26 protein-coding genes and 1 tRNA gene are annotated in these 25,754 nt (G+C 67.5%); 8 read left to right on the plus strand and 19 right to left on the minus strand.

What is annotated here, in order from left to right; genetic code table 11:
- Positions 1 to 3: 3 nt before the first annotated feature.
- Together AC5Y36_RS04325 and AC5Y36_RS04330 are read right to left on the minus strand one after the other, a co-directional pair.
- Positions 4 to 924 (minus strand): ACP S-malonyltransferase, encoded by a 921-nt coding sequence (locus tag AC5Y36_RS04325; RefSeq protein ID WP_500039625.1) that lies wholly within the window; start codon positions 922 to 924, stop codon positions 4 to 6.
- Positions 925 to 1,053: 129 nt separating this feature from the next.
- Positions 1,054 to 2,349 (minus strand): PucR family transcriptional regulator, encoded by a 1,296-nt coding sequence (locus AC5Y36_RS04330; RefSeq protein ID WP_500039626.1) that lies wholly within the window; start codon positions 2,347 to 2,349, stop codon positions 1,054 to 1,056.
- Positions 2,350 to 2,490: 141 nt separating this feature from the next.
- On the opposite strand from AC5Y36_RS04330, the gene AC5Y36_RS04335 reads away from it, so the two are divergent.
- Positions 2,491 to 2,931, plus strand: a complete 441-nt coding sequence (locus AC5Y36_RS04335) for a flavin reductase family protein (RefSeq protein ID WP_500039742.1) — start codon at positions 2,491 to 2,493, stop codon at positions 2,929 to 2,931.
- Positions 2,932 to 2,939: 8 nt separating this feature from the next.
- On the opposite strand, the gene aceE is transcribed toward AC5Y36_RS04335, so the two are convergent.
- Complete coding sequence (gene aceE, locus AC5Y36_RS04340; protein WP_500039627.1) at positions 2,940 to 5,738, minus strand: pyruvate dehydrogenase (acetyl-transferring), homodimeric type; 2,799 nt, start codon at positions 5,736 to 5,738, stop codon at positions 2,940 to 2,942.
- A 190-nt stretch (positions 5,739 to 5,928) separates the two neighbouring features.
- Positions 5,929 to 6,276, minus strand: coding sequence for a hypothetical protein (locus tag AC5Y36_RS04345; protein ID WP_500039754.1), 348 nt, complete (start codon positions 6,274 to 6,276; stop codon positions 5,929 to 5,931).
- On the opposite strand from AC5Y36_RS04345, the gene AC5Y36_RS04350 reads away from it, so the two are divergent.
- From AC5Y36_RS04350 to AC5Y36_RS04370, 5 genes are all read left to right on the plus strand, one after another.
- On the plus strand, positions 6,161 to 6,550 hold the full coding sequence (locus AC5Y36_RS04350; RefSeq protein WP_500039743.1) for an Rv2240c family protein: 390 nt from the start codon (positions 6,161 to 6,163) through the stop codon (positions 6,548 to 6,550). The two genes, AC5Y36_RS04345 and AC5Y36_RS04350, sit on opposite strands and share 116 nt — an antisense overlap.
- Before the next feature lie 61 nt (positions 6,551 to 6,611).
- The gene (locus AC5Y36_RS04355; RefSeq protein WP_500039628.1) at positions 6,612 to 7,034 is read left to right on the plus strand and encodes a DUF3052 domain-containing protein; all 423 of its coding nucleotides are present in this window, start codon (positions 6,612 to 6,614) and stop codon (positions 7,032 to 7,034) included.
- Positions 7,035 to 7,502 carry a peroxiredoxin gene (locus AC5Y36_RS04360; RefSeq protein ID WP_500039629.1) on the plus strand — a complete coding sequence of 156 codons (468 nt, stop codon included), beginning with the start codon at positions 7,035 to 7,037 and terminating at the stop codon, positions 7,500 to 7,502.
- Between the two features lie 114 nt (positions 7,503 to 7,616).
- Positions 7,617 to 7,691: transfer RNA gene (locus AC5Y36_RS04365), tRNA-Val, on the plus strand.
- A gap of 94 nt (positions 7,692 to 7,785) precedes the next feature.
- Entirely contained in the window at positions 7,786 to 7,929 is a 144-nt protein-coding gene (locus AC5Y36_RS04370) for a hypothetical protein (protein WP_500039630.1), read from the plus strand.
- Positions 7,930 to 7,957: 28 nt separating this feature from the next.
- Here the strand turns inward: AC5Y36_RS04370 and AC5Y36_RS04375 are convergent, their stop codons facing one another.
- The 4 genes from AC5Y36_RS04375 to AC5Y36_RS04390 form a co-directional block, all read right to left on the minus strand.
- Positions 7,958 to 8,263, minus strand: coding sequence for a CDGP domain-containing protein (locus tag AC5Y36_RS04375; RefSeq protein ID WP_500039631.1), 306 nt, complete (start codon positions 8,261 to 8,263; stop codon positions 7,958 to 7,960).
- A gap of 62 nt (positions 8,264 to 8,325) precedes the next feature.
- Positions 8,326 to 8,988, minus strand: coding sequence for an adenosylcobinamide amidohydrolase (locus AC5Y36_RS04380; protein ID WP_500039632.1), 663 nt, complete (start codon positions 8,986 to 8,988; stop codon positions 8,326 to 8,328).
- Complete coding sequence (locus AC5Y36_RS04385) at positions 8,988 to 9,851, minus strand: LLM class F420-dependent oxidoreductase (protein ID WP_500039633.1); 864 nt, start codon at positions 9,849 to 9,851, stop codon at positions 8,988 to 8,990. Before AC5Y36_RS04385 ends, AC5Y36_RS04380 begins: the two co-directional genes overlap by 1 nt.
- A 27-nt stretch (positions 9,852 to 9,878) precedes the next feature.
- A complete protein-coding gene (locus AC5Y36_RS04390) occupies positions 9,879 to 10,691 on the minus strand; it encodes an oxygenase MpaB family protein (RefSeq protein WP_500039634.1) in 813 nt (270 codons plus the stop codon).
- A 92-nt stretch (positions 10,692 to 10,783) separates the two neighbouring features.
- Here AC5Y36_RS04390 and AC5Y36_RS04395 point away from each other — a divergent pair, with 92 nt between their 5' ends.
- Positions 10,784 to 11,677, plus strand: a complete 894-nt coding sequence (locus tag AC5Y36_RS04395; RefSeq protein ID WP_500039744.1) for a cobalamin biosynthesis protein — start codon at positions 10,784 to 10,786, stop codon at positions 11,675 to 11,677.
- On the opposite strand, the gene AC5Y36_RS04400 is transcribed toward AC5Y36_RS04395, so the two are convergent.
- Genes AC5Y36_RS04400 through AC5Y36_RS04410 form a run of 3 tightly spaced genes read right to left on the minus strand, consistent with a single transcriptional unit; the run spans position 11,659 to position 13,626 of the window.
- Positions 11,659 to 12,486, minus strand: a complete 828-nt coding sequence (locus AC5Y36_RS04400; RefSeq protein ID WP_500039635.1) for an SURF1 family cytochrome oxidase biogenesis protein — start codon at positions 12,484 to 12,486, stop codon at positions 11,659 to 11,661. The two genes, AC5Y36_RS04395 and AC5Y36_RS04400, sit on opposite strands and share 19 nt — an antisense overlap.
- Positions 12,486 to 12,974 (minus strand): low molecular weight protein-tyrosine-phosphatase, encoded by a 489-nt coding sequence (locus tag AC5Y36_RS04405; protein ID WP_500039636.1) that lies wholly within the window; start codon positions 12,972 to 12,974, stop codon positions 12,486 to 12,488. The genes AC5Y36_RS04400 and AC5Y36_RS04405 overlap by 1 nt, the downstream gene beginning before the upstream one ends.
- Positions 12,967 to 13,626, minus strand: coding sequence for an HAD-IA family hydrolase (locus tag AC5Y36_RS04410; protein ID WP_500039637.1), 660 nt, complete (start codon positions 13,624 to 13,626; stop codon positions 12,967 to 12,969). The genes AC5Y36_RS04405 and AC5Y36_RS04410 overlap by 8 nt, the downstream gene beginning before the upstream one ends.
- Before the next feature lie 68 nt (positions 13,627 to 13,694).
- On the opposite strand from AC5Y36_RS04410, the gene AC5Y36_RS04415 reads away from it, so the two are divergent.
- On the plus strand, positions 13,695 to 14,162 hold the full coding sequence (locus AC5Y36_RS04415) for a DoxX family protein (protein WP_500039638.1): 468 nt from the start codon (positions 13,695 to 13,697) through the stop codon (positions 14,160 to 14,162).
- A 79-nt stretch (positions 14,163 to 14,241) separates the two neighbouring features.
- Here AC5Y36_RS04415 and AC5Y36_RS04420 read toward each other — a convergent pair whose 3' ends face one another.
- The 8 genes from AC5Y36_RS04420 to mtnA all read right to left on the minus strand — a co-directional run bounded on the left by AC5Y36_RS04420 (position 14,242) and on the right by mtnA (position 25,742).
- A complete protein-coding gene (locus AC5Y36_RS04420) occupies positions 14,242 to 17,658 on the minus strand; it encodes a DEAD/DEAH box helicase family protein (RefSeq protein WP_500039639.1) in 3,417 nt (1,138 codons plus the stop codon).
- Positions 17,655 to 18,860, minus strand: coding sequence for a Fic family protein (locus tag AC5Y36_RS04425; protein ID WP_500039640.1), 1,206 nt, complete (start codon positions 18,858 to 18,860; stop codon positions 17,655 to 17,657). The genes AC5Y36_RS04420 and AC5Y36_RS04425 overlap by 4 nt, the downstream gene beginning before the upstream one ends.
- 48 nt (positions 18,861 to 18,908) lie before the next feature.
- The gene (locus AC5Y36_RS04430; RefSeq protein ID WP_500039641.1) at positions 18,909 to 20,159 is read right to left on the minus strand and encodes an exonuclease domain-containing protein; all 1,251 of its coding nucleotides are present in this window, start codon (positions 20,157 to 20,159) and stop codon (positions 18,909 to 18,911) included.
- Positions 20,159 to 21,322, minus strand: a complete 1,164-nt coding sequence (locus AC5Y36_RS04435) for a restriction endonuclease subunit S (RefSeq protein ID WP_500039642.1) — start codon at positions 21,320 to 21,322, stop codon at positions 20,159 to 20,161. The genes AC5Y36_RS04430 and AC5Y36_RS04435 overlap by 1 nt, the downstream gene beginning before the upstream one ends.
- Entirely contained in the window at positions 21,319 to 22,776 is a 1,458-nt protein-coding gene (locus AC5Y36_RS04440; protein WP_500039643.1) for a type I restriction-modification system subunit M, read from the minus strand. Before AC5Y36_RS04440 ends, AC5Y36_RS04435 begins: the two co-directional genes overlap by 4 nt.
- A 145-nt stretch (positions 22,777 to 22,921) precedes the next feature.
- Positions 22,922 to 23,641, minus strand: a complete 720-nt coding sequence (gene mtnC / locus AC5Y36_RS04445) for an acireductone synthase (RefSeq protein ID WP_500039644.1) — start codon at positions 23,639 to 23,641, stop codon at positions 22,922 to 22,924.
- On the minus strand, positions 23,638 to 24,177 hold the full coding sequence (locus AC5Y36_RS04450) for a 1,2-dihydroxy-3-keto-5-methylthiopentene dioxygenase (RefSeq protein WP_500039645.1): 540 nt from the start codon (positions 24,175 to 24,177) through the stop codon (positions 23,638 to 23,640). Before AC5Y36_RS04450 ends, mtnC begins: the two co-directional genes overlap by 4 nt.
- Positions 24,174 to 25,742, minus strand: coding sequence for an S-methyl-5-thioribose-1-phosphate isomerase (mtnA, locus tag AC5Y36_RS04455; protein ID WP_500039646.1), 1,569 nt, complete (start codon positions 25,740 to 25,742; stop codon positions 24,174 to 24,176). The genes AC5Y36_RS04450 and mtnA overlap by 4 nt, the downstream gene beginning before the upstream one ends.
- Positions 25,743 to 25,754 lie beyond the last annotated feature (12 nt).

Consider the following 25,754-nt stretch of genomic DNA (forward strand, 5'->3'; position numbering starts at 1 on the left):
TGGTTACAGATCCGCCAACCCGTCCAGGTCTGCGGGGGACTTGACGGCGTGCGTCGGAGTTCCCCGAAGTTCACGTTTGGCGATGCCGACGAGTGTTCCCGCGGGCGGGAACTCGACGATCGCCGCGACAGCGTGCTGTCGCATGGTGTCGACGCACAGGTCCCAGCGCACCGGCCGGGTCAGCTGCGCGACGAGCGTGGTCATCGCGGCCTGCGCCGAGGCCACCGGCTGCCCGTCGGCGTTCGACAGCAGCGTGGTGGTGGGCTCTGAAATTCCAGTGGTCGCTTCAATTTTCGCCGCGGCGGCGGTGTAGCCGTCCAGCGCGGGCGCCATGAAGTGGGTGTGGAACGCCCCGGCGGTGGCCAACCGGCGGACCCGGGCCTTCTCCGGCGGGTCCTCGGCGAGCTTGTCCAGCGCGTCGATGCGGCCGGCGGCGACGATCTGACCGGCGGCGTTGCGGTTGGCCGGGACCAGGTCGAGCTGCTCGAGACGGGCCAGCACCTCGGCCTCGTCCCCGCCGAGCAGGGCGGCCATGCCGGTCGGCTCGACGGCACACGCCTTGGCCATCTCGGCGCCGCGGGTACCCGCCAGCGACACGGCGTCGTCGGCGCTGATCACGCCGGCGATGGCGTAGGCGGCGATTTCGCCGACCGAGTGGCCGGCCACCAGGGTGGTGGCGTCGGCGAGCAGGCCGCGGCGGACCATCTCCTGGTGGGCCAGCAGGGTGGTCGCCACGATCAGGGGCTGAGCGACCGCGGTGTCGGTGATCTCCTCCGCCGAAGCGGTGGTGCCCAGCCGGGCCAGATCCAGGCCGGTGAGCTCAGACCACGACGCGACCTGTTCGGCGGCGCCAGGCAGCTCCAGCCACGCTTCCAGCATGCCCGGCGTCTGGGTCCCCTGTCCGGGGGCAAGCAACGCAATCACGTCTTTAAGAGAACATTGTGAAGACGGATTTGAGGGGTGTACCAGATTATGAACCTTGTCTTAAGTTTTTGTGGAGGTCCTACAAAACCCCTATTCACCGCGACATTGTCGATACCGTCTCGCGACCTATCAGTCGATCTGGCCCTGGTCGGGGGCCGTGTCCGGGGCGGTCCCGACGGCAAGAGTGGCCTGGGTAACAGCACTGATGGTGGCGGCCTGGTTCGCCAGCCGGCCCACCGTGGTGGCCACCCGCAGCACGTACGCATCGCGCGGCTGGGTGGGATCGCGCCCGGTGAAGTCGGCGATGCGCTTGAGTCGGTAACGGACGGTGTTTGGATGAACGAACAACTTGCGGGCGCAGGCTTCGATGGCGCCGCCACAGTCCAGATACGCGTCGAGGGTTTCGGTGAGCGCCGGCCCGGCATCGGTCAACGGCCGCATCACATCGGTGTGCAGGGCCGCGATCGCCGACCGATCGCCCATCAGGGCGCGCTCGGGCAGCAGCTCACGGGCCAGCACCGGTCGCGGCGCACCGGTCCAGCCGCTGACCGCGTTCATCCCCGAGATCGCCTCGCTGGCGCTGTGATAGGCCGCCGTCAGCATCGGTGCCGTCGGCCCGATCACCACCGGGCCGTCGGAAAACGCGGCGAGCAGATCACCCAGGAACTTCTGGGTCGGCGACAGCTGCCCGGACACGATCGCCACCAGCCAGGTGCCGTGGACGTCGGTCAGCGCGGCGCGGCCATGACCCGAAGCGATGTCGCGCACGTCCTGGCTGGACTGGGCGCCGCCCTCGGACGCCGGGGTGCCCACCACCACGGTGGCCGGCGCGGTGGTGTCCCAGTTCAGCGCCGCCGCCCGGGACAACAGCTCGGGGCCGGTGTCGCCGCGCACTACGGCGTCCACGACGCTGGCCTCCATCCGGGAATCCCAGGTGCCGCGGGCCTCGGCGGCGTCGGCGTATGCCGATGCGGCGGTGAAGGCCAGGTCGCGGCTGTATTTGAGGATGCCCACCGTCAGCGCGGTGACCTGTTCCTCGGTGCGGGCGATCACCGGCACCGCCTCTTCGAAGAACTCCATGGTGACCCGCACCATGTCGACGGTCTGGCGTAGCGCGATGTGCCGGGCCAGATCCTGCGGGACGAGTTCGAAGGCCCGTGCGGTGTGGCCGACATTGGCGCGCGGGTCATGGATCCACTCGGCGAAGTTGACGATGGCGGTCTGCACCACCAGCGCGACGTCGGCGCGTTGGGACGCCTCCAGCTCGGTGAAGAACGGCAACCGCTCGCCGATGGCGGACACCGCTTCGGTGGCGAGCCGGCCCGAGTACTGCTTGAGCCGCCGCAGCAGCGATTCCGGTACCGCCTCCAACTGATCCAGCGTGGAACGAGGAATGACGAACCCGGTATCGGTTCTGTCGGCCATCTCTAAAAGATACGCCACATTTCTGGATGTTTTCCCCAACTGGTGCCGGGGGTACCGTGCGAACGCTGCGGGCGGGCGGCCCATGATGGACAGGTGGACGAGGACGCATTCACTCGGCTGGTCGCTCTGCTGGACTACAGCATGTTCGTGGTGACCACCGAGGCCGGCGATCACCGGTCCGGCTGCCTGGTCGGCTTCGCCACCCAGACCAGCCTGCAGCCGCCCCGATTCCTGGTCGGCATCTCCCGGCGCAACCACACCTTCGCGGTGGCCCGCCGGTCCACCCACCTGGCGGTGCATGTCGTTGCCCGTTCCGATGGGGCGCTGGCCGCCCTGTTCGGCGCGCAAACCGGCGACCAGATCGACAAGTTCACCCGCTGCGCCTGGCACCGCGGCCCGCACGGGATGCCGATCCTCGACGACGCCGTCGCCTGGTTCGTCGGCAAGACGCTGAGCCGGCTCGATCTCGGCGACCACGTCGGCTACCTGCTGGAACCCGTCGCCGGCAGCGCACCCGAGCATGCCGGTCCGCTGCTGAGCCTGTCCGACGTCAGCGACCTCGAGCCCGGCCACCCGGCCTAGCGCCGGCGTTAGGCGACGCCGGGGTCGCTGGTCTGCTCCGGGGCGGCCAACACATCGTCGATCCGGTAGCGCTGGGCTGCGGCGATGGCCACCTCACGGTCGATTTCGCCGTCTTGTGCGAGTGCCTCGAGCACCGCGACCACCTGGGACTCGGCGTCGGTGTTGAAGTAGCGGCGCGCGGCCGGGCGGGTGTCGGAGAAGCCGAACCCGTCGGTGCCCAGCGTGACGTAGGTGCCCGGCACCCAGGGCCGGATCTGCTCGGGTACCGCACGCATCCAGTCCGAGACCGCGATGACCGGGCCGGGGGCGTCGGCCAGCGCCTGGGTCACATAGGGCACCGCCGCCGGGTGGTCGGGGTGGCGCAGCTTGGCGCGTTCGATCGCCACCCCGTCACGGTTGAGCTCGCCCCAACTGGTCACCGACCAGACGTCGGCGGCGACGTTCCAGTCCTGGGCCAGCAGGTCGGCCGCCCGCAGCGCCTCGGGCATCGCCACGCCGGACGCCAGCAGCTGGGCGCTGTAGGCGCCGGGTTGGGCGGCCTTCTGGTAGCGGTAGATACCGCGCAGCAGCCCCGCCACGCCGTCAGCGTCGAGCGTCTCCGGTTCGGCCGGCTGCACATACGGCTCGTTGTAGAGCGTGATGTAGAAGTACACGTGCTCGGGGTTCTCGCCGTACATGCGGTCCAGGCCGCTTTCGATGATGTGGGCGAGTTCGTAGGCGAACGCCGGGTCGTAGGAGACCACCGCGGGATTGGTGGACGCCAGCAATAGTGAATGACCGTCGGCGTGCTGCAGGCCCTCACCGGTCAGCGTGGTGCGACCGGCGGTGGCTCCCAGCACGAAGCCGCGCGCCATCTGGTCACCGGCGGCCCACAGGCCGTCGCCGGTGCGCTGGAACCCGAACATCGAGTAGAAGATGTAGACCGGGATCATCGGCACGTCGTGGGTGGCGTAGGCGGTGCCCACCGCGGTGAAGCAGGCCGTCGAGCCGGCTTCGTTGATGCCCTCGTGCAGGATCTGCCCGACTTCGGATTCCTTGTAGGCCAGCATCAACTCGGCGTCCACCGAGGTGTAGAGCTGCCCGTTGCGGTTGTAGATCTTCAGGCTCGGGAACCAGGAGTCCATCCCGAAGGTGCGGGCCTCGTCGGGAATGATCGGGACGATGCGGGGACCAATCTCTTTGTCCCGCAACAGTTCTTTGAAGATGCGGACCGTCGCCATGGTGGTGGCGACTTCCTGGTTGCCCGATCCCTTCTTCACCGCCGCGTAGACGTCGCTGCCGGGCAGCGTCAGCGCCTTGGTCTTGGTTCGGCGCTCGGGTACGAACCCGCCCAGGGTGCGGCGACGGTCCAGCAGGTAGCGGATCTCCGGGGCGTCGGAGCCGGGGTGGTAGTACGGCGGCAGGTAGGGGTCCTCTTCGAGCTGGGCGTCGGTGACCGGGATCCGCATCTCGTCGCGGAAGTCCTTGAGGTCGGACAGCCTGAACTTCTTCATCTGGTGGGTGGCGTTGCGGCCGGCGAAGTAGCTGCCCAGGCTGTAGCCCTTGATGGTCTTGGCCAGGATGACGGTCGGCTGGCCCTTGTGTTCCATGGCGGCGCGGTAGGCCGCGTGGACCTTGCGGTAGTCGTGCCCACCCCGGCGCAGATGCCAGATGTCCTGATCCGACATGTCCTCGACGAGTGCCTTGGTGCGCGGGTCGCGGCCGAAGAAGTGCTGCCGCACGTACCCGCCGTCGTTGGCCTTGTAGGTCTGGTAGTCGCCGTCGGGCGTGACATTCATCAGGTTGACCAGGGCGCCGTCCTTGTCGGCGTGCAGCAGCGCATCCCACTCGCGGCCCCACACCACCTTGATCACGTTCCAGCCCGCGCCCCGGAAGAACGACTCCAGCTCCTGGATGATCTTGCCGTTGCCGCGCACCGGGCCGTCCAGGCGCTGCAGGTTGCAGTTGATCACGAACGTCAGGTTGTCCAGGGCGTCCAGCGCGGCGATGTGCGCCAACCCGCGGCTTTCCGGCTCGTCCATCTCGCCGTCGCCCAGGAAACACCACACATGCTGATCGGAGGTGTCCTTGATGCCGCGATCGTGCAGGTAGTGGTTGACCCGGGCCTGGTAGATGGCGTTCATCGGACCCAGCCCCATCGAGACGGTGGGGAACTCCCAGAAGTCGGGCATCAGCCGCGGATGCGGGTAGGACGGCAGGCCGCCGCCCGGGTGGCTGTGCTCCTGGCGGAATCCGTCCAACTGCTCGGCGGACAGCCGCCCCTCGAGGAACGCCCGCGCATAGATGCCCGGCGAGGCATGGCCCTGGATGAAGACCTGATCACCGCCGCTGGGATGCGACTTGCCTCGGAAGAAGTGGTTGAAGCCGACCTCATACAGCGACGCCGAGGACGCGTAGGTCGAAATATGACCACCCACCCCGACGCCCGGACGCTGCGCCCGGTGCACCATGACCGCGGCGTTCCACCGGATCCAGGCCCGGTAGCGACGTTCGACGTCCTCGTCGCCGGGAAACCACGGTTCCAGCTCGGTGGGGATGGTGTTGACATAGTCGGTCGATGTCAGGGCCGGGATCGCCACCCGCTGCTCGCCGGAGCGTTCCAGTAGCCGCAGCATCAGATAGCGGGCCCGCGCCGGCCCGGAACGATCCAACAACTCGTCGAAGGACTCCAGCCATTCGGCGGTCTCCTCCGGGTCGGTATCCGGCAGATACGACGCGACACCCTCGCGGATCACCCGGACACGATCAGATTCAGTTGTGTTGCTTGAGTTTTGCGCCAGATCGTGGCGTTCGAACTCAGTAGTCAACTCGCTACTCCTCGGCTGGCGGTTGAGTGATGGACAACCCTCGTTCGGGGGCCAGTTGGGGGCTTTTCCCCCTATCGTGCCGCACCACGTACCCAGGGTGGCCCCTGTTGTGGGTTACTCGCCAGTCGGAACTGCACTTCCAGCGAATTTCGGCCCACCCGGGTGGGCCCGGCCCACATTCGGTAACGTCTCAACCTGTGCCGATTGGAGGGCGTACCGTGCCGCGACGTGGATCGAGGCGATCTGCCGAGCGATCCGGGAGTCCTCGATGGTCACGCGGCGCCTCGATAATCGGCGGCGTCGCCGCGGTGGCGATGGGCATCGTCGGGTGTACCAGCATCATCGACGGAACCGCCTCGGTGGATTCTTCGGTCGCCGCCACCTTTCGGACCTCGGTCTCCAAATCGCTGTCGGCCTCGGCCGTGACGTCGAGCAGTAAAGAGTCCCAGCGCCAGCAGTCGTTGACCACGCAGGCGATCAGCGGGGCGTGCGGGACGTTCCGGACCACCAGCGAAGATGCGGTGACCGCCACGAACAACTGGGTCGACGCCTACAACAAGGGCGGGGACACCGGCGGGACGGCGGGACCGGCGGTGGATTCGCTGAACCACAGCGCCGACGCGGTCGCCGGCGCGATCACCGACGCGATGCCCCAACCGCTGCGGGACACCTTCAACGCCTATGTGGGTGCGGCGCGGTCGGTGGCCGACGCCATCTCCACCCACGCGGCGATTTCGGTGTACAACGCCCGCAAAGACCAGCTCAACCAGATCAAAGGGCAAGGGATCGACCAGTGCCGCCCCTTTCCCTAATCAGGGCCGACGATTGGTTGTGCGACGATAACGAGTAACGCTGGAACAGGGAGGTCTCACGGTGGTCGCGGCGGCGGACGCCCCGAACTACGCCCGCAAATTGGGCATCGGCAAGCAGCAGGTTGTCCAGGAGTGGGGCTGGGACGAGGACACCGACGACGACATCCGCGCTGACGTCGAGGACGCCTGCGGCGGCGAGTTGCTCGACGAGGACACCGATGAAGTGGTCGACGTCGTGCTGCTGTGGTGGCGCGAGGACGACGGAGACCTGGTGGACACCCTGATGGACGCGATCGCGGCGCTGGCCGACGACGGCGTGATCTGGGTGCTGACGCCCAAGACCGGACGCCGCGGCCACGTGCAGCCCGCAGAGATCGCCGAGGCGGCCCCCACCGCCGGATTGATGCCGACCTCGTCGGTCAACCTGGGCGACTGGAGCGGCAGCCGGCTGGTGCAGCCCAAGTCGCGTGCGGGCAAGCGCTGAATGCTGACCGTCGGCGCGGTCGCACCCGACTTCACCCTGCGTGACCAGAATCAGCAACGCGTCACGCTGAGCGACTATCGCGGTGTGCGCAGCGTGCTGCTGGTGTTCTTCCCGCTGGCGTTCACCGGGATCTGTCAGGGCGAACTGGACCAGTTGCGGGATCACCTGCCGGACTACGAGAACGACGACAGCGTGGCGCTGGCGGTGTCGGTGGGTCCGCCGCCGACCCACAAGGTGTGGTCGGCCGAGAGCGGCTTCCTGTTCCCGGTGTTGTCGGATTTCTGGCCGCACGGCGCCGTCAGCCAGGCCTACGGGGTGTTCAACGACGAGGCCGGCTATCCCAATCGCGGCACGTTCGTGATCGACAAGTCCGGGGTGATCCGGTTCGCCGAGATGAAGCAGCCCGGCGAAACCCGCGACCAGGCGCTGTGGCTGGATGCCCTGGCGGCGCTCAAGCCCGCCCCCTGAGCGCGAGCGTGCGCAGTTGTACACCCGTCACCGATGTTGACTGGCATTCCGCGCACGCTCGCGGGCGAAGGTTTTGGGAGTCAGGTACCCGGCCGGGTAGCCTGCCCCAGGCAGGGGCGCGTAGCTCAGTGGTAGAGCTCTGGTTTTACACACCAGCGGTCGGCGGTTCGATACCGTCCGCGCCCACCAGACCAGCCGTCGATATGACCGGCGTCACAACGCGGGGTTCGGTGCGCTGAGTAACACGTTGTTGGCAACCGACAAATCGACAAAGCTAGTTAGCATGACTTCGCAATTGACGGACCAGCGCCCGGCACCAGCTTCACCGAAGGTGGAGGAGACCAACGAGCGCATCTATCTGCAGGCGTGGTTCTGGATGGCGGTGTTGTGCTCGATCGCCATGGTGGTGCTCATCATCAACGGCTAACCGGGGGTACGCCAACGGGTTTGGCGGACTACTGGCTGTCGCCGAGGTGATACGGCGGGCCGATCGAGATGGCGTCCGGGGAGGCTCGCACACACCGTTGCACGGCGGGCAGGTAGCGCCCGCGTGACATGAAGATCGCCCGCGTTCGGTAGCACCGGATCCAGGAACCGTCGGCCTCGATCGGCTGGTCGCAGTACAACGCCTGCCCGGCCGCGCAGTTCGGCGGGACCGCCGGTTCGGCGGCGGCGGGGGCGGTAGCGACACCGGCCGCGACAAGAATTCCGGCCACCGCCGCGAGCGCCCGGGCCGGCATGGTGTCGGCGATGACAGCCATCTGGTCACTATGACGCAATGTCGCGTTAACCGGGGCCGTTTCCGCTTTCCGGGAGTCGGGCCTCACGTACTCCGATGTCTGGCGATCCAGGCCCGGCTGCCGTCGAGTACCGCCGCATGCACCGCACGCCCGATCCGGGCGCCGAACACCGACCGGGGGCCACCGTAGGCCTCCACCGGCCCGTCGACCGGGCAGTGCACGACGACGGCGTCGGATGCTGTCCCGGTGGCGGCGATCCCCGCCTCGTGCAGCGCCTGCGCCTTGGCTTCGGTGGCCGTGACGACGGCGTTGACCTGGGCGGCGTCGGACAGCCGGACCGGGACCGCCACCACGACGTTGATGGTGCCCACCCGCACGATCGCCGGCAGCTCCCGGCGAAAGTGCCCGTCGGGCGCGGCCGCCCAGGTCGGACTGGAAATCCCGACCGTCGCGCATGCGTGCACGCCGCCGTCGGTGGCCCGGTGATGATGGCTGACGTCGACGGCGGTCAGCAGGCCGCAGCCGGTGCCGGGCAGGCCGAGTGCGCCCGCGATCTCCATCAGGTGGATCTCCGGGTCCATCCGCTCGTAATGCAGCGGCACCGTCGCGTTGATCGTCCAGTCCCGCAACCCGATGCCCCCGCCCAACGGGCCCGACGAGATGCACAGCCGGGGCGCGGCGAAACGCCACGCCAGCACCGGGACCGGCTGGTCGTCCTCGAGCCGGCTATCCAGGCGGGGCTCCATCAGGCCAGGGCGGCGGCCAACTGCCGCCACTGCTCCCGGGGGAACCCGCGCGGGTCCGCGTCCAGCATCTGCACGCAGACGTGATCGGCGCCGGCGGCGCGGTGTTCGGCGATCCGGGCGATGACCGACTCCACCGTGCCCCAGGCGATGATCGCGTCGAACAACCGGTCACTGACCGAGGTGATGTCATCGTCGGAGAATCCCGACCGGCGCAGGTTGTTGGCGTAGTTGGGCAGTGCGAGGTAGGAGCCCAGCCATTTGGTGCCGATCTCGCGGGCTTGCTCGCGGGTCTGACACAGGATCGCGGTCTGCTCGGGCAGCAGCAGCGGCGCCTGACCCAGCTGCTCGCGCGCATAGCGGGTGTGATCGGGGGTGACCAGATACGGGTGGGCGCCGCGGCTGCGGGTCGCCGCCAGATCGAGCATCTTCGGGCCGAGCGCGGCCAGCACCCGGGAGTCGACCGGCACCGGGCTCTCGGCGGCGTCGAGGCCGTCGAGGAAGGCGGTCATCGCCCGCAGCGGCCGGCGGTAGCGCCCGGGGTCCCCGGCATCGACCAGCGGGGCGTGGCTGACCCCGATGCCGAGCAGGAACCGGTCACCGTGCGCCGCCGTCAGCGCGGCGTAGGACGCCGCCACCTCGTCGGGGGTGTGCATCCACAGGTTCAAGATGCCGGTGGCGATGACGGCCCGTCCGGTGGCCGACAGCAGGTTGCTTACCGAGTCGAAAACCGCACCGCCGACGTCGGGGATCCACAGCGTGCCGAAGCCCAGCTCCTCCAACTCGGCGGCCGCGTCGGCGGCCTCACCCCGATCGCCGTAGCGCAGCGGCGCACTCCAGATCCCCACACCCGAAACGTCTCGCACCGTCCCAGGATTGCACAGGCCGGCTTCTCAGACGACGCGCAGCCCGTTGCGGGCGCGAAAACGCATGTCCCACAGGTACGCTCGGTAACCCAGTACCCACGCTCGCTGCGGGATCAGCCAGTCGGCCAGGCGCAGCGCGGACAGCAGCCACTCGAACCGCTGCTGCTGCGACGTCGACCAGTCCAGCTGCATCATCTCGCGGAACTCCGGCGCCAAGAATCCCGTCGTCGCGAACAGGTTCAGCCCGCCGGCCAGCCGCAGCGGCCACGGCAAAAACACCATCGACGCCACCCCGCGCAGATGCTCGCGCACCGGCGGGTCGATGTGCAGCCGGTCCATCGAGCGCTTCCAGTACTCATCGAAGGCGGCCCGGTCCGCCGGCCACATGTCGTCGGTGACCTGCAGGGTGGTGCCCAGCTTCTTGGCGTCGGCGTAGATCGCGTCGGCGGCCGCGTCGTCGAGCGGACCGTGCAAGAACTCATGCTGATCGACGAAGTAGCGGTACAGGCAGGCCGCCACCCACAACTGCAGCTTGGGATCGAAGGCGTTGTAGCGCACCGGGCTCGACGCGGTCGAACGCACCTGCCGGTGCGCGGTATCGACCGCCTCGCGGTACAGCTCGCGGTCGGCGTCGCTGCCGATGGTGGCCACCGCGAGATAGGTGCCGGTGGTGCGGGCCCGTTTGAACGGATGCTTGTATACGTTGCCGCTGTCCACCCGGGATTCCTGCACGCCGTAGCCGACGCCGGGCAGCGAGAGCTGCATGATCACGTTGGCAGCCGGCAGCAGCATCGCCGCCGGGTTTAGCACGTCGACGATGCGGGTGATGGGCCGCTTCATTGAGGCACCTCCATAGATGCGAGTATGCCCGAGTGCTGGGGCCGATAGGACGTACTCGAGCCGTCGGGGTATTGGCCGGCTATCTGGCCGACATGGTCTTCGGTGATCCGGCGGTGGGGCATCCGGTCGCCGGGTTCGGCGCCGCGGCGAGTGCGCTGGAGCGGGTCGGCTACCGCGACACCCGCACCGCGGGTGCCGTGCATGTGGGTGTGCTGGTCGGCGCGGTGAGCTTGCTGGGAGTGCTGGCGCAGCGCGGCGCGGATCGGCGGGGCCGGGTGTCTTCGGCGTCCGTCACCGCTTTGGCGACCTGGGTGACGCTGGGCGGCAGCTCGCTGGCCCGCACCGGACTGGCGATGGCGGATCTGCTGGACGGCGGCGACATCGACGGGGCACGACGACTGCTGCCGTCGCTGTGCGGCCGTGATCCGGCTGCGTTGGACGGTGCCGGGCTGACCCGGGCCGCGCTGGAATCGGTCGCCGAGAACACCTCCGATGCGCAGGTGGCGCCGCTGCTGTGGGCGGCGGTCGGGGCGGCGCCCGCGGCGTTGGCCTATCGCGCTGTCAACACCCTGGATGCGATGGTCGGCTACCGCTCGCCGCAGTACGCCCGGTTCGGTTGGGCAGCAGCGCGTTTGGATGATGTGGCCAACTATGCGGCGGCGCGGCTGGCCGGGCTGCTGGTGGTGATGTGCGCGCCGGTCGTCGGTGGATCACCTGCTGCGGCCGCCGGCGCGTGGCGCCGCGACGCGGCACGGCATCCCAGCCCCAACGCCGGGGTTGTGGAGGCCGCGTTCGCCGGGGCGCTGGGCGTGCAACTGGGCGGACCCACCGCGTATCGGCACGAACTGCAGATCCGGCCCACGCTGGGGCGGGGCGCGGCGCCGGGGGTCGAAGATCTGCGGCGCGCGGTGCGGCTCTCGCGGGCGGTGCAGCTGGCGGCGGCGGGCGTCGCCGTTCTGGCGCAGCTCTACCGGCGCCGGCCGTAGCGGTCGGCGAGTTTGTCCTCGACGGTCAACGGCTCGTCGCTGCCCGGTGCCTTGGCGTCCCTGGCCCGCTGCTCGGCGCGTCGGACGCGCAGCTCGGAGAAAATGAAGTAGCCCAAGCCGATTGGCGCGATGATGCCGAACGCGATCCATTGAATCCCGTAGGACAGGAACGGCCCGGAGTCCAGGTGCGGCAGCCCGATCAGCCCCAAGCCGCCGGGCTGATCGGCGACCAGTTGCAGATAGGCCGCGGTGAGCGGAACCCCAGTCAGCTGCGCCACCTGCGCGGTGTCCAGCGAGTAGACCTGGGCGAACCCCTGGTCGGTGAGCGGCTCCTTGCCCGGTATGGCCGGCTCGGGGTCACGCAACCGGGCGATGACGCTCACCGTGCCGGGCGGCGGAGGCGGGATCGGCGGCACCCGCGATGCCTCCACCGGGCGCACGTAGCCGCGGTTGACCAGCACGGTGGGGCCGTGGTCGACGGCGAAGGGCGCCAGCACCTTGAAGGCCGGGCTGCCGTCGACGGGCTGCAATCGCACCAGCACCTGCTTGTCGGCCAGGTAATGGCCGGTCGCCGTCACCCGTTGCCACTGCGCGTCGGGTGCCGTCGAATCCTGCTGCGGCAGCAGTGTTGTCAGTGCAACCGGGTCGGCGGTCAGCGAGTGCTCGATCTGGGAGTTCTCCCGCGAGGTCCGGCTGTTCTTGCCCAGCTGCCAGGGGGCGAGCACGGTGAAGCACAGGTAGGCGAACGCCGCCACCACCACGCCCAGGGCCAGCCAGCCCGGGCGCAGCAGAAAGGTCCAGCGTCGCATCAGCGGGCGCCGCCCAGTTGCTCGTCGACCCACGTGTGCAGGCCGGGCAGGGCGGCGTCGATCACGGTGAAGGTCTGTTCGAAGTCCTCGGGTCCGCCGTAGTAGGGATCCTCGACATCGAGGGCATGCGCACCCGAGCGCGGGTCGAAGGAGCGCAGCATCCGAATCCGGGTGCCGGGCGCGCCCAGGTGCTGCAGCATCCGGACGTGGTTGCGGCCCAACGCGACCAGCAGATCGGCGGCCAGGTGGTCGTCGTCGACCTGGGCGGCGCAGTGGTCGGTGGGGTAGCCGTGGCTGCGCAGCACGGTTTCGGCCCGGTGGTCGGCGCCGTTGCCGATATGCCAGGCGCCGGTGCCGGCGCTGGTGATGCGCACCCGTTCGCCGAGGCCGCGCTGAATGATCTGGGCGGCGAACATCTTCTCGGCCATCGGCGATCGGCAGATGTTGCCGGTACACACGAACGTGACGTGGAGCCGCTGTTCAGACACCGAGCACCTCCCGCAACTCGGTGATGGTGGCGACCTGCGCTACGCCCGCGCCGTCGCTGCCGGTGAAATCGGTCTGCCCGTAACCCCATCCGACCACCACGGTGTCGATGCCGTGCGCGGCGGCACCGTGGACGTCGTGCGCGCGGTCACCGATCATCAGCACCCGCTCCGGGAGCGGCGTGAGCTGTTGTAGTGCATGGGCCAGCACGTCGGCCTTGGCCGAGCGGACGCCGTCGGGGCTGGCGCCGGCGATGACCTCGAAGTAGCCGTCGAGCCCGAAGTGGGTCAGGATGCGCTGGGCGGTCGGCTCGATCTTTGAGGTGGCCACCGCCAGCCGGATCCCGGCGGCGCGCAGGTCGTCGAGCAGCGGGGCGATCCCGTCGAACAGGCTGTTCATCGCCCAGCCGCGGGCGGCGTAGTCGGCGCGGTAGGCGGCGATCGCGGCGTCGGTGTGCGCACCGAGCCCCATCTCGGCCAGCGTGTGGTGCATGGGCGGGCCGACCAGCTTCGCGGCCAGGTCGCCGCCGGGGACGGTCGCGCCGATCTGCTGCAGGGCGTGGCGGAAACTCGACACGATCCCGTCCGCCGAGTCGGTCAGCGTGCCGTCCAGATCAAAAATCACCAGCTGGGGGCGGGTGTCGGGCAGGGTCACGGTGTCTATTGTCGCTGATGGGGTCCCGGCGCTCGAATCGCTGCCCCATGCGCGACAGGAGGTAGCTGATGGTCCGCGGCCCCGTGTCCACCGCCAGACTGGACAACCTCAGCTGGCTGCCCAATGTGCTGTTGCGGGTCACGGTCGGGTTCATGTTCTTCAGCGGAGCGGTGGGCAAGCTCGGCGATCTCGCCTCGTTCACCCGGATGTTCGTCGGCCTGGGTATTCCCGGTGCGCAGCTGGTGGCGCCGGCCACGGCGGTGGCGGAACTGGTCGGCGGTGCGGCGTTGATGCTGGGCCTGGGGACCCGGCTCGCCGCGGCGGTGCTGGCCGTCGTCATGATCGGCGCGCTGATCACCGACATCGGTCCGGGTCTGGCGCAGCAGTATCCAAGCTGGTGGGACTTCCTGAGCAACCTGTTTTACGCCCCGGAGTGGCTGCTGCTGGGAGTGCTGCTGTGGCTGGTGTGCGTCGGGTCGGGCAGGGGCGGCCTGGACCCGCGGATCAATCGACGCCGGAGCGTGCTCCTGAAATAGACGTCCATATTTCGAAAACCGGCGATTCTCGGGGCTGAACGCCAATCTGGACGTCTATTTCAGTGGCGATCCCGGCGGCCTACGCGACCACGTCGCTCGGCGCCGCATTGGCCTTGATGGTGCGAAGGATGGTGACGATGTTGTCGACGTCGGCCTCGCCGAACACCGTCTCCGGGCCGGTCGGCGCATGGTCGGTGAACGGCGACTCGTACAAGCGTGCCGGATCCATTAGCCCGTTGCTGGTGAGCTCATCGACGATCAGCGTGACGAAGCGAATCTGGTCGACGGTGAACGCGGTGCCGTCGAGATACTTCCCGAACGCTTCGACCGCGGCCGTCCGGTCCAGACCCACCAGTGAGCGGATGAACAACCCCAGGCCGTGGGCCTGCTCACTGGCTTGGGCGATGTCCGTCGTATCACCGGCACCGCTGTCGACCAGCATCTGCTCCAGCGCTTGCAGATCGTCGGCGGTGAGCGGCTTGTTGCGTCGCAGCCGCTGCAGGGCCACATGGTCGCGGTGGGTGTTGAGGTAGGCAGCGGCCTTGGCCTTGAAGCGCTCCCAGTTCGTGCCGGGAGTGACGCCGGGCAGGTCGATCAGGGTGGCGTCGCCGAGTTCGTCCTCGAAGTCGGTGTACACCGTCGCCTTTCTGGTCTTGTCCAGGAAGGTGATCAGGCCGCGTAGTCGTCGTCGTGCGAGTTCCAGCATTGGCAGGGTGACGTCGATCCACCACTCGTCGTTGGCGACCTCGTCGAGCAGTACCTGCTGGGCGCGCACTTGCGGGATGGTCGTCTTGGCAAGCAGTCCCGCGGCTATGTTCTGAATCTGTTCGCGGAGACGTTCGGTGGCGACGGCGTCGCCTTCCAACTGGGCCAGTTGGCGCCGTAGAACCAACAGATCAAACCGCTTGGCGGCCTCGTCGTCGTCCTTGTGCGTGGAGGGCAGACCGGCCAGGTGTTCGCAGAGATCTCCTGCTTCGTCGGTGGTCAGCTGGGCCCAGGCCGACCATTGTCCGTAGTGCTCGACCCATTTGCGCTGAGGACGCACGAGGAAGTTGTCCAGATTCATCCCGACCACGACGCGGTGCAGCAACCAGGCGGTGTCGACGCGCAGGCCTCGCTTGGTCTGCTCGCCCGTTCCCTCCGGCGGCTCGGGCTCGGTGGGTGCCACGACCTGGTCGAGCGCGGTGATCAGCCCAAGTCGGGTCTCGAAAAGCCGCTGTTGCAGCGACTTTTGCACCGAGCCTTCCGAGCCGGGCAGGTCCTGATTGAAGAACTCGAGGTTGCCGCAGAAGTCGAAGACATAGAAGTTTTGCTTGTGCCGGTCCGGGCCGTAGAGGTCTTTGCAAAGCCGGGTGCCGCGACCGATCATCTGCCAGAACTTGCTCTTGGACCGGACCCGCTTGAAGAACACCAGGTTCACAACCTCGGGCACATCGATGCCGGTATCGAGCATGTCCACCGAGATGGCGATATGCGGGGCTTTGTCGGCGACGGAGAAGTCGTCGATCAGGCTTTGGGCATAGGTCGTCGCGTGGGTGATGACTCGCGCGAATTGCCCGGCGTATTCCGGGTATTGATCGTCAAATCGTCGTGCGATGAACTCGGCGTGTTCCTGGTTCTTGGCGAAGATGATGGTCTTGCCCAGACGGTCGCCGCCGGCGACCTTGTGGCCCTTGTCCATCAGGGTTGCCAACACCTTGTCGACGGTGTCCTCATTGAATAGGAACCGGTTGAGCTCTTCGGCGGCTACGGCGTCGGGCGGATCGGTGTCCTCGCCCCAGTCCAGGGCGTCCCACTCATCCTTCTGGTCTTCGGGCAGGTCGTCGTAGCGGATGCCCTGCTCTAAGAACTTGGTGCCGACCGACACCCCCACCGGCGGAACCAGAAATCCCTCGGCCACCGCTTCATCGAGGCTATAGGCATCCGTCGGCACTCCGTCTTCGAGGTGGAACAGCCGGTAGGTGTTGTGATCGACCTCATCCTTGGGGGTGGCGGTCAGCCCTACCAGCAGCGAGTCGAACCAGTCGAAGATGGCGCGGTACTTCTGGTACACCGAGCGGTGCGCCTCGTCGATGACCACCAGATCGAAGTATCCCGGGCCGAATGTCCGCAGGCCCGAATCGGTGTCGTTGATGAGGTTCATCATCGTCGGGTAGGTCGATGTGTAGACACGGCCATCGGTGATCTTCTCGGTGACCAGGTTGACGGTGGTGACGGCCGGCAGATGGGTCTTGAACGCGTTGACCGCCTGGTTGACCAGTGCGGTGCGGTCGGCCAGGAACAGCACCCGTTTGACCCAGCCGGCCTTCATCAGTTGGTCGACCAGGGCGATGACGGTGCGGGTCTTGCCGGATCCGGTCGCCATCACCAGCAGGGCCTCGCGCTGTTTGGTGGTGAAGGCGCCGTCGATAGCCCGGATGGCGCGATGCTGGTAGTGGCGCTCCACGATCTCGGCGTCGATGGGGGCCTCGTGCAGTGGTTGGCGGGCGTGGCGGCGGTGAACCAACAACTCCAACTCGTCGCGGGTCAGAAAACCTTGCACTGGCCGCGGCGGATAGCCGGCGACGTCGTCCCACAACCAATGCTCGTATCCGTTGGTGTAGAAGATGACTGGACGGCGACCGGTCATTTTCTCCAGGCAGTCGGCGTACAGCTTGGCCTGCTGCTGGCCCACCTCGGGGCTCTTGGTGGTCCGTTTGGCTTCGACGACGGCTAGTGGCAATCCGTCGGCGCCCCACAGCACGTAGTCGACGTAGCCGACACCATCGTTGTTCGGCATGCCTGCGACCTTGTACTCGCGGTCGCGGGCTTCGGCCAGTGGCCAGCCGGCCTCGGCAAGCAGCACGTCGATGAACCGGTCGCGGGTCTCGGTCTCGGAGTAGTCGCGGTCGTCTGTCTGCTGATTGGCGGCCTGCGCGGCCCTGATCTGCACCCGCAGCGCGGCGATTTCGGCGTCCTTGGCTGCGGCGAGCTCGTCTTTCTCACGCAGGGCCTTAGCGTGGGCTTCGTCTTGGGCCTGGAAGCGTGCGGCGATCTTGGCGAGCTCAGCGCGTGAAAGCGGCGCGCCCTTGGCAGCCAGTGTCGCGTCGAAGGCAGCCTTGAGCGGCACCGCCTGCGGGTTGGTGGAGTAGTGAAATGCCGCCCACACCATCACGTGATGCAGCTCGCGCAACGCGTCGAGGGCGGCACGCGGGGGGATCGGCCGGGATTCGTGTACGGCGGTGTTCCCGAGTTTGCGGATCAGGTTCAGCTTCTGGGCGATGCCCATCCCGGTCCTGGCGCGGAAGGCCGCGTCATTGGTGCGCGCCGACAGGTCGTCCTTGTAGGGGATCGGCAACCCCAGCACGTCATAAAGGTGAGCGACCAGTTGCTCCACGGCACGGCGGCTGTAGATACAGGCCGCGCGCGGGTCACTGGTGGCGTAGCTTTCGGCGCGGGCGCAGTCGGCGTGCAGTTCTGGCCAGCCGACAGGCTGCAGGAAGGCGAAGTTGCTCAACGGGCTGCTCCTGCGGTGAGGACGGCGAAGACGCGCGGTGCGAAGAACCGGCGTTTGTAGCCGTGTGGATCGACGACGTCGAGGATGTCCAGATCCATCAACTGCGTGACCAGCTTGTTGGCCCGTCCATACGAGATACCCAGTGCCGCTTCGACGTTGCGGACGGTGAACGACGGGTTGGCGACAGCAAAGTCAATCAAGGCATGCGCGCTGTCAGCGCGCAGTGACGAGTTGCGCACGACCTCTTTGAGTTCGTTCTGTATACCCACTAGTTCGAGCATTTGGCGACGTGTCGCGTCGGCTGAGTCGCGCAATCCGACGCTGAAGAAGCGCACAAATTCGTCCCACGCTCCGGTGGTACTCACCGCGAGGAGGCGGTCGTAGTACTCGCTGCGACGGGCCTCAAACCACGGGGACACGGTCAACGTCGGTTCGGTCAGCACCCCGGCGGCGTGTAGGTGCAAGATGATCAGCAGCCGGCCGAGGCGGCCGTTGCCATCCCGGAACGGGTGCAGCGTTTCGAGTTGATAGTGCGACATCGCCGCCGCGACGACGGGGTCGATGGTGGTGGTGTGGTCGCGGCGCATCCAGTCGACCAGATCCTGCAGTCCGGTAATCAGATGGTCGCCGGGGGGCGGTGGAACGAATCGGGCAGCATGAACCGGCACCAAGTCGGGTTGGGCATTGCTGCGCAGCCCGATGACCACCTGTGTGTCGCGGATGCGGCCGGACTCCGCGGCCAGGGGAGTCCCACGCATCAGGAGTCCCTGCAAGTCCTCTAGCAGTGTCGTTGAGATAGGGCGACCGTCGGCGGCCCAGTGGAATGCGTGGTTCGCCATGTGCACGTAGTTCAAGATTTCGACGAGCTCGGCTGAGGACGGTTCGTCCTCATCAGCGGTCAGTACCTGGGCCAGTGGTGCGTACGTGCCTTCAAGCGCTGACGTGCTCTGGGCTTCTCGCCGCAGAATGGGTAGGCGCAGCAGAGTGGGATCCGGCAGCTGGCCTGAGGTGCTGTCCAACGCTGCCAAGGCTGCGCGAGCTGCCGAAACAGCCAGGAATGTGGGAGTGGCTAGTTCTGGCATCGTGTCGGGTAGCGGGGCGGGAACGAACGCCTTGTGTCGCCACTCACGGCCGGCCGGGTCGGCGCCGAGGATGTCGACGAGCGAGCCGGAATGTTCGTTTACGAACATGGCCAGGTCCACAATGTCACTCTACTGGCACTTGTGTGACATTGTTGCGAATTCGTGTCACTAAATGATCGTTGTGGGCAGGCATTGTGCGGCCGTGGCTGAGGACTGTCGAAACACGTCAAACAATCGTTCGAAAGCCACCTCGCCAATCACGGGAATGCCGTACTGACGTGCCTTGACGGCTTTGCCGCTCAGCGAGTCGGGGTCGGCTGCGACCACCACGCGGGTCGACTTGCTGATCCCGCCGGAGGTCAGGCCGGCGGCGCGGATAGTGGCCAGCCACTCGTCGCGGCCGCGGATCATGTCGCCGGTGAACACCACCCGGTCACCAGCCTGCAACGTCAATCCGGTGGTCTGCTGCGTGGCGAGCGCCGCGGCCCAGTGCAGGGCCTGGTCGACGTTGTCCGGTGTCATCCCGAGGGCCGCGGCGACCAGTTCCAGGTCGTGGCGCTCCGCGCCGGTGACTACACCGTCCTGCAACGCCTCGATCGCAACCGAACGCAGATAATCGCGGTGCAACCGCCGCACCGTTTCCGGGCGCAACCTGGAGGCTTCGGCGGTATCGATCAGCTGTTGCCCTTCGGCCCGCGAGATCGACCGGTCGAGCAGCGCATCTTCGAGCACCAGCAGGTAGGCGGCTTCATCCTCGGGGGTGCCGGGTATCCAGGCGGACCTCAGCACGGTGCGCAGCCATTCCTCGGCGATCTGCGTGCTCTGGCGGTGCACCACCGAAGCAATGTGCGCGGCGGTGCCGAACGTGTTCGGCCACAGGTAGGTCGAGCACCGGCGCAGGTCGTCGAACCACTCGGTGGTGTTGCCGCACATCGTCATCAAATGCGGCATGAGGCGTGCGGTCGCGCGGGCATCGCACAACGCGGCGTGCGCTTCGTCGAGGGGGATATCGAAAGCCTCGCAGCAGTGCGCCAGTTTGGCGGTGCCGATGGCTCGGCCCGCCCATTTCATCGAGCACAGTGCCGCCGGGCGGTCGGGGACCGTGTAGTGGGCGCGCTGCAGTTCAGCATGCAGGAAGCGCATATCGAAACTGGCGTTGTGCGCGACGACGATTCGTCCGGACAGCATCGCCAGGACGTGGCTGCTGATGTCGGCGAAGTCCGGGGCGCCGAGCAGATCACCGGCGGTGAGCCCGTGGATGCGCGAAGGCCCAACGTCGCGACGCGGATTGACCAGCGTCGTCCACTCATCCTCGATCTGCCAGTTGTCGTCGGCCAGCACGATGCCGACCTCGACGACGCGGTCGGTGCGCTCCGGTACGGCACCGGTTGTCTCGAAATCGATGACAGCGAAAGGCATCAGAGCTCTCCGCGGAAGGCTCGGGATTGCAGGGAGGCGAAGAGGGTGTCGAGCGATAATTGCCCTCGGATGTTGGCGGCTCGCTTCTCCGTGAGCGCAGTCAGGGTTGTGCTGAACTGGTGCTGAAGCTCAGTGGGGGGGAGCGGAAGCGGTAGCGACCGCAAACCTGGTCCGCTGAAGTTTTGTTGCGCTGACTGATGAGACCCGGACACGATTATTGACTGAATGCTCCGAGATCGGAGGGCTGCTGCAACGTAAGCCGGATCGACGTTCTCCTTCAGCCGGATTCGGATGAAGTAGGCGCCAGCGATACACAGTGGGTCCTGCTTCGCAATGACTGCGAGCTTGCCGACAGTAGCTCCAGTGCGCGCGAAAACGATATCCCCCGGCGTCAGGAGGTATTTGTGGAGTTCGTCGTCATTTACGTCCATCCTTGGCATCGAATCGAAGTCGAGGTAACCACCACCATCAAGATCGGTGATCCGTACGATCCTCACGCCCTGCGCTGAGTAGGACTCGTTATAGAACCGTGGGCCGTACTGCATCGAAGCAATGTGATCTTCAAGTCGAAACGTCGGCCACTGTTTCGGATTTCGGACGGGGTCGCCGAACATGTCGAGGAAGATCGATTGCTTGAGATCGTCGAGGTGCCTGATCACCTGACGGCGCTTGGTGCGGAGGGCGTCGGCGTGGTCGAGGACCGTGGCGATGCGGCGCTGCTCGGGGAGGGGCGGTAGGGGGATAGGCCAGTCCTGAAGGTCGCCCAGGCTGATGTTCGGCTGCGCTCCTCCGCGACCTCGGGCCCGTAGAGATGGACGTTGATTGAGGAGGAAGTGATACAGGTAGCGGCTATCGAGCGCGTTGCAGTCCGGCTGGATCGCAGCGATCGCTTGGTTAGTGCAGAGGGTTTGGCCAGCAATACCGAGCTTCCCAATAGAGGCGCCATACATCGCTACCAATATGGTTCCGCTGGGTACCAGCTTCGCTGCGCTGTTTGCGAGCCCCGCGGGAGTGAGTGATTCGTTCGTGTATTCGACCGTCCCGTCATTGAGATCGGTGATTGATACCCACGGTGTCCCTTCTCCGTAGTACTCCGCGACCCCACGACGTGGTGTGCCACCACTGGCGAGTGCAGCGACCTCACCCAGCGGTACCGTCCTCACGACAGCATCGCCTTTAACTCCGCCAGCCCCTTGGCGATCTCTCCCTCCAAAACCTCGATCTCGGCGATGATCTCCAGCGGCGGCCGGTGCTCGACCTCGTCGTGCACGATCTCTTTGTACCGGTTCAGCGAGAGGTCATAGCCCTGGGCGACGATGTCGGTCACCGGCACGCAGAACGACTGCTCGGTGCGGGCGCGGTCCCGCTCGGAGCTGTCGCGCAAAGCCCAGCGCGCCAGCGTATCCGGCAGGTCGTTGGCGTCCACCGGATTGCGCTTGTCGTCCAACGAAAACCCGTCGGCGGTCACGTCATAGAACCAGACCTGGTCGGTGCCGCCGGAGTTGGTCTTGGTGAACAGCAGAATCGCGGTCGACACACCGGCATAAGGCTTGAACACCCCGGATGGCAGCTTCACGACTGCATCGAGCTTCTGGTCCTCCACAAGCACCCGGCGCAACTCCTTGTGCGCCTTGGAAGAGCCGAACAGCACACCGTCGGGCACGATCACCGCCGCCCGACCGCCCGGCTTGAGCAGCTTCAAAAACAGTGCCAGAAACAGCAACTCGGTCTTCTTGGTCTTGACCACCCGCTGCAAATCCTTGGAAGTCGACTCATAGTCCAGCGAGCCCGCGAACGGCGGGTTGGCCAAGATCAGGGTGTACTTCTCGGCATCTTCACTGGCACCCTCAGACAGCGAGTCGCGGTAGCGGATGTCGGGGGACTCGATGCCGTGCAGCAGCATGTTCATCGAGCCGATCCGCAGCATGGTCGAGTCGAAGTCGTAGCCGTGGAACATGCTGGCGTGAAAATGTCGGCGCTGCTCGGCATTGGTCAACACGCTCGGATGTTGCTCACGGACATGTTCGGCGGCCGCAACCAGGAAGCCGGCGGTGCCGCACGCCGGGTCGCAGATCTCGTCGGCCGGGCCAGGCGCCGTCATCGCGACCATCAACGCGATGATGTGCCGCGGGGTGCGGAACTGGCCGTTGACGCCGGCGGCGGCGATCTTGGACAGCAGGTATTCGTAGAGGTCGCCGTTGGTGTCACGGTCGGCCATCGGGATGTCGTCGAGCAGGTCCACCACCCGGGACAGCAACGCTGCGGTGGGAATGGTGAACCGGGCGTCGCGCATGTGCTCGGAGTAGGTGGACCCGTCGCCGCCCAGGGCGCGCAGGAACGGGAAGACCTCGTCGGCGACCGTCTTGTGCATCACCTCGGGCGCGGTGTCCTTGAGTCGTGACCAGCGCAGCTGCTGCTGATCCGGGCCGAAGACGATGCCCTCGGAGCTGCCGCCGCGTCGGGCTCTGTTCTCGGCCAGGGTGTTGAGGTCGTCGAGGCGGCGGATGAACAGCAGGTAGGTGATCTGTTCGATGACCTCCATCGGGTTGGAGATCCCGCCGGACCAGAACGCGTCCCAGGCGCGGTCCACCTTGGCCTTCAGTTCGCCGGTTATCACGTGGCCACCCCATTCATCGCATCCGAAGCTGAACGGAACTGTATATAGGGGGCCACTGACAGGTCGCGAGGATGTCCTTACCTCGCTGTTGCGGATACCGGAATGCAGCGACTTCAAGCGGCGGGCGTCTGTGGACCAGGGGAACTCACGGCGTGTCGGACCGGGGACACGCACGCTCGCCGAAGATGCGCGGATCCACCTGGTCGAACGACCCCACCCAGCGTTGCGGCGGCCGCGGCCGGTGCGGCTCGCCGGGCCGCGCCACGCCCACGACCGCCCAGCCGGCAGCCGCGGCGGCGTCGAGTTCGCCGGGGTGGTCGGTCAGGAACAGGATCTGCGTGGCGGGCAGGCCAATCGTGTCGGCGATCCGCCGATACGAGGCAGCGTCCTGCTTGCCGCCGGCGGTACTCAGGTCGAACCAGCCGCTGATCAGCGACGCCAACTCGCCGCCGCGGGCGTGGGCGAACCAATCCTGCTGATTACGCACCGACCCGGAGGAGAACACGCACAACCCCAGCCCGGCGTCGTGCCAGGCCCGCAGCGCGGGCGCCACGTCGTCGAAGAACTCGCCGTGCAGATCCCCGGCGCGAAAGCCTGCGGCGCAGATGATGCCCTGCGCAGTTTTCAGCGGCGCGGTCTTCACATCGGAATCCAGCCAGCCACACAGAATCTCAGCGACCACGGTGGCGTCGGCGTCGGGACGTCCGGCGATCGAACCGGTCTCGGCGATGACTCCGGCGGCCTCGGGCCCGCCCTCGGCAAGCCAGGCGCCCAGGTGCCGGCGCGTGTAGCCGTACAGGTCGTCGCGCACCGCCGAGGTCGGGCTGGTGGTGCCCTCGATGTCGAGAACGACGGTGCTGATCACCGCAGTTCATCGAGGCTGGGGAAGCGCTGCGCGATCGGATCGCCGGTGAAGTCGCCGACCCAGCCGTCGGGCCGTTCGAAGAACCGAATCGCGGTGAAGCAGGGCTGCGCGCCCATGTCGAACCAGTGCCGGGTGCCGGCCGGCACCGACACCAGATCACCGGCCTCGCAGACCAGCGCGGCGACCTCGGCGCCCAGATGCAGATAGAAGCAGGCCCGGCCGGCGGCGAAGAAGCGCACCTCGTGCTCGGCGTGGCGGTGCTCGGCGCGAAACTTCTCCCGCGCGACGGCGGCACTGTCCGGATCCGCGTTCTGCATCCGCGCCACATCGATCAACTGGTAGCGCCCGTCCGCGTTGAGCACGGCGATCCGGTCGCCGTAGCGCGCCACCACGTCGTCGCCCGCGTCGTCGGCCAGCGGCCAGCGGTCGAAATCGATGCCGCGCCGGGCGAGTTCGGCACCGATCACGTCGGCGTCGGTGGTCCGCAGCCGCACCTCGTCGGCGTCGTCGTCGGCCATCACCTGCAGCAGGGTCATAGCGTCGGCCTCCCGGTCAGCGTCACCAACTCGCAGATGCCCTCCAGGCACTCCACCCGGTCGCGGGCCTGCGCGAGGTCCGCGCCCCATCCGGTGATGCCGTGCCCGGCGATGAACAGCACCGGCGGCGCATCCGGGTGCGCGCTGAGATGACGCTCGACGTCGGCACCGATGCGCGCCACCTCGGGATGGTTGGCGAACACCGGGACGTCGATATCGCCTGACCTGCCAAGCCCTTTGATGAGCTCGTAGCCGGCGAAGTGCATGGTCTCGGACGCGCCGGCCGACAGCGCGGTGGCATGCGGGGAGTGCACGTGTACGACGGCCCCGGCCGTCGGCACCGCTCGGTACACGGCGGTATGGATCGCCGTTTCGGCCGACGGCCGGGCCGCGCCGGATACCGCCGCGGAGTCGGCGACGGCGACCGTCGCCATGTCGTCCGCAGTCAGCTCGCCCTTGGACAGCCCCGACCCGGTGATCAGCGCAGTGGTGCCGGTGCGCACCGAGATGTTGCCGGCCGTCCCCGGCATCCAGCCCCGGCCGTAAAGGGCCAGCGACATCTCGGCGATCTGCTGGCCGACCGCGCTGGACTCGACGACGCCGTTCTCGGTGACCACCGCCGTGATCAGGTGCGGCGGTGTCACGTCGAAGGCGGGATTGAACACCGCGGTGCCCTGTGGTGCGGTCGGCGCGGCGCCGATGTGGGTGATCTCAGGGGCGGCCCGCTCCTCGACCACGATGTCGGCGCCGGTGGCGGTCGCCGCATCACGGGTGGATTCGGGCGCCACCACGATGAACGGCAGCCGGTGGTGTCGGGCCGCCAGGGCCAGCGAGTAGGTGCCGACCTTGTTGGCCACCGACCCGTCGGCGGTGATCCGGTCGGCGCCGACGATCACGCAATCCACCTGCCCGTTGGCCATCGCCCACGCCGCCGCCGAATCGACGGTCAGCCGGTAGGGGATGCCGGCCTCGGCGAGCTCCCAGGCAGTCAGCCGGGCGCCTTGCAGCAGCGGCCGGGTCTCGTCGACCAGCACACCCTCAAGCGCCCCGCGGGCATACAGCACCTCCACGGCCCCCAGCGCGGTGCCGAACCCCCCGGTGGCCAGCCGCCCGGTGTTGCAGTGGGTGAGCACCCGCAGTGGCCGATCCGGGCACAGCTGCTGCACCAGGTCCGCGGCGTGGGTGGCCGCGGCCTTGTTCATCTGGTCACCCTCGGCCGCCAGGTGCAGCGCCTCGTCCAGTACCGCCTGCACCCCGGCGGGCAACGCGGCCAGCGCGCGCTGCACACCCCACGCCAGGTTGACCGCGGTCGGGCGGGCCGCTGCGAGCCGGGCGGCCTCCGAGTGCACCCGCTGCGGGTCGTCGTCGTGCGCCGCGGCGGCCAGCGCTACCCCGAACGCGCCGCACAGCCCGAGGGCCGGCGCCCCCCGAACGGCCAGCGTCTGGATCGCGTCGATCAGCTCGTCGACGCTGGTGAGCCGCAGCATGCGCACCTCGCCGGGCAGCGCACGTTGGTCGACGGTGACCACCGCGCCGTCCACCCACTCGATCGAACCCACCGGCATACCAAAAGCCTA

The organism is Mycobacterium sp. NGS50, from assembly GCF_059812545.1.

Excerpts from the sequence above, each read along its gene's own strand:
- AC5Y36_RS04400 (WP_500039635.1), bottom strand. The coding sequence starts at position 12,486 with ATGCGACGCTGGACCTTTCTGCTGCGCCCGGGCTGGCTGGCCCTGGGC.
- AC5Y36_RS04360 (WP_500039629.1), top strand. The coding sequence starts at position 7,035 with ATGCTGACCGTCGGCGCGGTCGCACCCGACTTCACCCTGCGTGACCAG.
- AC5Y36_RS04450 (WP_500039645.1), bottom strand. The coding sequence starts at position 24,177 with ATGACCCTGCTGCAGGTGATGGCCGACGACGACGCCGACGAGGTGCGG.
- AC5Y36_RS04370 (WP_500039630.1), top strand. The coding sequence starts at position 7,786 with ATGACTTCGCAATTGACGGACCAGCGCCCGGCACCAGCTTCACCGAAG.
- AC5Y36_RS04375 (WP_500039631.1), bottom strand. The coding sequence starts at position 8,263 with ATGGCTGTCATCGCCGACACCATGCCGGCCCGGGCGCTCGCGGCGGTG.
- AC5Y36_RS04395 (WP_500039744.1), top strand. The coding sequence starts at position 10,784 with ATGGTCTTCGGTGATCCGGCGGTGGGGCATCCGGTCGCCGGGTTCGGC.
- mtnA (WP_500039646.1), bottom strand. The coding sequence starts at position 25,742 with ATGCCGGTGGGTTCGATCGAGTGGGTGGACGGCGCGGTGGTCACCGTC.
- AC5Y36_RS04380 (WP_500039632.1), bottom strand. The coding sequence starts at position 8,988 with ATGGAGCCCCGCCTGGATAGCCGGCTCGAGGACGACCAGCCGGTCCCG.
- AC5Y36_RS04330 (WP_500039626.1), bottom strand. The coding sequence starts at position 2,349 with ATGGCCGACAGAACCGATACCGGGTTCGTCATTCCTCGTTCCACGCTG.
- AC5Y36_RS04335 (WP_500039742.1), top strand. The coding sequence starts at position 2,491 with ATGTTCGTGGTGACCACCGAGGCCGGCGATCACCGGTCCGGCTGCCTG.
- AC5Y36_RS04415 (WP_500039638.1), top strand. The coding sequence starts at position 13,695 with ATGGTCCGCGGCCCCGTGTCCACCGCCAGACTGGACAACCTCAGCTGG.
- AC5Y36_RS04430 (WP_500039641.1), bottom strand. The coding sequence starts at position 20,159 with ATGCCTTTCGCTGTCATCGATTTCGAGACAACCGGTGCCGTACCGGAG.
- AC5Y36_RS04390 (WP_500039634.1), bottom strand. The coding sequence starts at position 10,691 with ATGAAGCGGCCCATCACCCGCATCGTCGACGTGCTAAACCCGGCGGCG.